Here is a 5,329-nt window from a genome sequence, read left to right as displayed (position 1 = left end):
CCCTTCAACGTCTTGCGAATATTCTCTTTATCTGCGGCCCTCAGAACATATTTAGCAGCTCGATCAATACCTAATGTTCGTGATGACCTCGGCGCTCCAAGTGTTCCTGTTACTATTTGTCGCTCTTTGCCTAAACCACCGCTGTTAGCATAGGCAGGTAAAAAAGCGTTTTTGGTTTGCCCATACCGCCAGTAAAGGTTTAACAAACGAGGTATTTTTTTTCTATCGACGCCCTTTCTTTTGGCATAATCGACAATATTAGACATTCTCTTCGATGTTGAGTAGGTTAATAGGAACTCTTCGTCCTCGAGTAGCTCACTGACCAAACCATAATTAGTATCTCTTTTAGACTTAGATTTAGGATCTAAATCCTCTTCGGCAACCAAAAGAAAATATGGAGTCTCGTACTCAATTCGGGTAGCAGCTCCTGAATTATTCCAATTCGTAAAAGTAGACAAAAGACGCGCGATAGGTCTTTGCAATTTATTCTTGTCGGTAAGATGAAATAGAATGATGCAATCCAAATGGGGCAGAATATCAAGGACACGATAAGAACCGTTTTCTAAACCTTCCGCGCAATCCAAACGCCATACACTATTTTTATCAATCACCATTCGAGATCTGCCTTTTATCTACATTTACAGACAAAACTTCAAAGCCACCATTAGCTTCGACAGAATAACTTAGGTCGATATCAATAAATCTATTCGCAATTAAGTACCGCACCATATTCAGCCCATCCTCACTTCTGCCTTGAATTAAAGGCACAAGCTTTCCACATAGAGCTGGTAATAAATGCTTTCCTGGTTCAATCATTGCCAAAGCGATTTGAATTTGAGAATCCGTATAGGTCTGAACTCCAGAACGAAATGGCGAAGTCGCCCACTGGATGTTGCTACTTTGCGTTTTTGTTAATTCATTGCCAGTAAAAAAATTGAATTCAACACCCAGCAACTCCCACCAAACTCGCTCAATATCTAATTTCTCAGCAACTCTCTGGTTAATTCCGTCTTCCGGCTTTACGGAAATGGCTTTGTAAAAAATCCGACCTTCTTTACGACAAGTAAGCAGAAAGTCTGTTGTCATTATATTAGGCACGCCAGTATATGGAACCTTTGGATGTTCGATACCCAAAGTAGCGGCTATCTTTTGCGAGACATTTAGAGGTAAGAGCGGAAATTGTTCTCGAATATCGATTACGGAATCGCTGAACTCCGCTAGATAAAAAAACTGGCTTTCGATTGAAGACAGAAGATGGTGCACACGCCCAGTTTTGCGCCCCCAAACCTGAGACTTAGTTCCGTTGGACTTGACATCTTGAACCCGCAACCACGGCTTATAGTCGGAACCTTCCCCAATTCCGTATTTGTTAGTGAGCGACCGGTTGAAATCACCAAAGCTCTCAAGCTTCCTACCTCGTGCCATCTTCTTCGCCAGTGTTAACTAGATGGTTTGAGTATAAGCAGAAAAAGTTATTACGGGCAAAAATTTGTTTAAAACATCCTTTACGAGCAAACTTTATTGTTTATGGGCAAACTTTATTGTCATTACACATCATTTATGGTTTTTAAGAACGTAAACAGACAAATAATTGACTCCAAACCCGCTAAAAATTGCCTGAAAAAATATAGCAGTAACGATTATAAACAAACAAATATAAGTTATTGATTTCAATCGAGTTAATCAACAATAACTACTGAGCATTCAATTCGCGCCCAGCGTCTATAAAAGATAAGAGTTTGAGATAGGCATTCACGACCGCTTTGCAACGGTGGGTACAGCTAGTCCAGCTTAGAAAGACGCAGATTAGCTTTGCTTGCTACACTGGTCAGACCTGTTTTTTACATTTGACACAGAAGATACTTCCGCCCCTTAGTTCGAACCCTTTCGGCACAGACTCGACTACTTGGTCTAGTCCATGCACACGTATAAACAAGTGACGTCTATGTCAGTTACGCAAAGGCATCACCTGAATTTATTTGTTATGTGACATTAAAAGACGCTAATTTTTTCACTTTCTTTTCAAATACTGATTTTAGTAAATAACTGGCGTTAATTGTATCGAAAAGTCGATTTTGAAAATGATTCTTGATGTCTTGTATTTGCCCCTCAAGCATAGCGGCAAGACTGTCTCGATTTAACTCGGTAGAACCTTTTCCTTGATGCTGATACGGCATTTGGATTCTAAATACAGTAGAACCAGTACTTTGCACCATTGAGTCACGAAGTTTATCTTTTCTCACTTGTTCGTCACTTAGGTGTGCTGGACCATCAAATTCAACTACAACACTCGATACAGGAATGAATTTAGATGTTCTTTTTTGTTGTTCATTGTTGTTATCTGGACAATCGTAGAAGACTGCTATACCAAGATCTATTTTTAAATCAAGTTCGAACGTGCCATTGCTCTCTGATAGCTCTCTTAATTCCCACTTTGAAACCCTATGTTCTGGTGTGAAACAGAACCCAACATATGCATGGTCTCTTTCCTCTAATTCCAGATTGTAAGGCTCAAATATTTCTTTAAGGAAACCATCGCTGTTCAACGTGAAATTAAAGGGTCTAGTTTGAATTGGTCCATAATCTAAACAACCAACAGATATATGGTGATTTCCAGCAATACCTGCAAGCACCTCGACGAGGCACTTAACACCAAATGCACTGCACTTCGGCTGATTACTCAGCATTGCGCATAGCAGGAGGCTTGGTTTCTCACCAATACGCTTAGATAATTCTTGAACATCGAGAGGTTTTTTAGTGTTAACATCAATGTTATAACGCTCTTTTATTGTTTGTTCTAAAGGTGGCAAACGGTGAACACCCAGATCATCAAGTCCTTTGACTATCGTTACCATACACCTATCCTACGCAATTAATGATGCTTGTAGATTACTATCGCAGATTATTTGGTTGTCTGCTCAGTAATTTCTACCTGCCCATCTGTAAGTTTGACTGCAAAAGCATGAATAGAACCGTTGTTCAGCGGCATGCATTCATCAATAAAAGTTTTATCACTATCAATGTTTATGAATACTGCCAATGGATAACCTAATACATCGCACATGCGGTGAAGATTTTGGTAATCAGCACGAGCGCTTTTTCTGTTGGCTCGATGCTTTAACTCAATAACGACAAAATTTCCTACCGAACGGCTATCAAACCCAGCTCCCTCGAAAGGTATATGAACTATGAGATCTGGTCGAATTTTGAACCCATGGTCCTTAATACGTTTTTGGTACTCCTGTTCAACTATAGCGCCGTCAATTTCAAGATCTTGAAGCCTAAAATTCAATTCTGCATTTAGCTGTCCTTGAAATCCCCGCTCAGTTTCATAAAAACGTGGATGCGTTATGGCAAGTAATGAATCTCTAATTGTGTCTATCAAAATATCCAAGGATATACCTCCAAAGATAAAGTTTTTTGGCTAGGTTTGTCAGTATCTAAACACTGGCTTGCTCTAAATTGCAAACTATATGAAAGAAACACTAGTCCAAAGAGGCTTTATCCAAATAAGCTCTCGTTAATGGCAGCTTATCTAAGTAACGACTTAAGAACCCTCTGTCCTTCACTAATCTGCCGATTTTGGCCAACGAAAAGCCCTTAATACATCCCAAACCCTTTATTTTTTCCAGTAAGGCTTGGTCTTCCAGTTCCCAGTCTTTCTCTGGTGGAGTGGCTAGCGTTGGGCTGGGTAGTACACGCTCTAAAAGACTTTTGTCATTGTTGTACAGACAGAAATAAGCAGACTCATCAGCTTTGCGGATTTGAAGTCGCGACCAATCTGGGTGCAGGGTAATCAACTTAGATAGTCGCAAATAAGCATCTTGGACGCGCTTTCGCTTACTTAGATGACGACGCCAGTCCGCAAGACCATAAGTATTGCTAATCACTTGTTCCACAACGCCTATGCCAATACCTAAATCTTGGGCAATGCTCTGACGATGTTTCCCTACAATTGCTTTCAACACAATGGAACGTCTTACGGCAGTAGGGATGGCCATGGAGTTGGTTCTATGCTTAAGTCCTGCCGATTCAATAACCCGTTTTACATAGCACTTACTCTTACCTGTGCTTTGCATAATTTGAAGCATACTCATGTTTTCGTTGGCCAAATTCAAAATTTGGTCTTCGAGAAACGCATGCTGATCCAGTTCTTTTTCAGGCTGAGCAATGCACATTGGTTGAGTTAACAACTTTGCATCGCAACCCGTAAGCCAACCAGCCAGCAAAATATGTTTGCAGGGATGCTGCGGAAAATGCGTTTGATCGCGAAGAAGGGGGCCTAAAAATGCAAAACTAGACAGCTCAACAGGAAACCCCAGCTCGTTTCCGAAGCTGATTCCCTCCCAATACGCTTTCATCTCGCAGGTAATACATTGCAAAGATAAACGCCCCTGCCCACGTATTAAGCCTTTATCTACCAACAAAGAGCTGTAGCTATGCCGGTAATCAATGGGTTGTTCTTTAAGCAGCTGCAACAACTCGACAGCAAACTTTGCAAGACGGAATTGGATTTCAGTGGCGTCATGAGCAGATTTATCGATGCAGCTTTCGGGATACAATAAAGCACGATCGGCGGCCCCATCTCCCATAGCCACACCCTGTAGATAACAACCGTGTCGGTGACAGACTTCAATCCCCGGAAGTTGATGCGCGATATGCCAATAACAAAATCCCTGTCGGTTCAGCTCTTCTTTAATACACAGTGGGCAATGTTTTAAGCCGTAAAAAGTTGATATTTTGGAATGAGCAAATACAGTTTTGCTGAATAAAGCGCTATCACGCTGGAAAAGTGCTCGCTCTTGCAGTTCTTCTAGATTTGCGGGTTGAACAAATTGCAGCAGCGGGAACAGCGTCCTGTTCCTGAGGACTTCAAATTCATCCAAGGCAAAAAAGGTGGAAAACCGAGCGACTTCGGCTGGAACATACGGATGAATTCGTTTTCTGCTATTACCGTAAATTTGCTGGCAAACTTGATGTAGCTTAAGAGCGGAAAGTAATGAATAGCGTACAAGCGTGCTGTAGGGCACCTCATCATCTGGCAATTCGAGATAAAAAGGTGCCCTTTTCACTAGTCAGTTACCGACCAGTCTAACTGGTGCCGAAGCCAGTACAGGATCACTAGCCAGTACACTGGGTGTTTCGATTTTTTACTACAGTTGTAACCCAGAGTACTTCTTAGCACTTCGGGTTGACGATTTTTAAAGCGCTTCGTATAGAAGTGAAACAAATACTTTAGGAGCCCATCAGGCAAACTTTCATCAAACCGGTCTTGGTGCGTTTGCAAGTTATGATTATCTGACGGCCGCTTAAAAGGGGACAAGCCAAG

At 41.5% G+C, this 5,329-nt stretch carries 5 protein-coding genes; all 5 read right to left on the bottom strand.

The window, feature by feature from the left end; all coding sequences use genetic code 11:
- The coding region (locus LSG37_RS20775; RefSeq protein ID WP_233081923.1) for a hypothetical protein at nt 1-614 on the bottom strand (614 nt) is incomplete at its 3' end.
- Nucleotides 604-1,425, bottom strand: a complete 822-nt coding sequence (locus tag LSG37_RS20770) for a TnsA endonuclease N-terminal domain-containing protein (protein WP_233081922.1) — start codon at nt 1,423-1,425, stop codon at nt 604-606. The genes LSG37_RS20770 and LSG37_RS20775, both read right to left, overlap by 11 nt.
- Before the next feature lie 557 nt (nt 1,426-1,982).
- A complete protein-coding gene (locus LSG37_RS20765) occupies nt 1,983-2,855 on the bottom strand; it encodes an endonuclease domain-containing protein (RefSeq protein ID WP_233081921.1) in 873 nt (290 codons plus the stop codon).
- A gap of 47 nt (nt 2,856-2,902) precedes the next feature.
- Nucleotides 2,903-3,394: a hypothetical protein gene (locus tag LSG37_RS20760; RefSeq protein WP_233081920.1), complete on the bottom strand. Its 492-nt coding sequence runs from the start codon at nt 3,392-3,394 to the stop codon at nt 2,903-2,905.
- Nucleotides 3,395-3,485: 91 nt separating this feature from the next.
- Nucleotides 3,486-5,072, bottom strand: a complete 1,587-nt coding sequence (locus LSG37_RS20755; RefSeq protein WP_233081919.1) for a TnsD family Tn7-like transposition protein — start codon at nt 5,070-5,072, stop codon at nt 3,486-3,488.
- Between the last annotated feature and the right edge of the window lie 257 nt (nt 5,073-5,329).

This window comes from Rheinheimera soli (genome assembly GCF_021290985.1).
GTDB lineage: Bacteria > Pseudomonadota > Gammaproteobacteria > Enterobacterales > Alteromonadaceae > Pararheinheimera > Pararheinheimera soli.
This window is presented reverse-complemented; position numbering and strand designations above follow the sequence as displayed.

Bases quoted from the DNA above. Each gene is read 5' to 3' on its own strand.
- LSG37_RS20770 (WP_233081922.1), bottom strand. From the start codon at position 1,425: ATGGCACGAGGTAGGAAGCTTGAGAGCTTTGGTGATTTCAACCGGTCG.
- LSG37_RS20765 (WP_233081921.1), bottom strand. From the start codon at position 2,855: ATGGTAACGATAGTCAAAGGACTTGATGATCTGGGTGTTCACCGTTTG.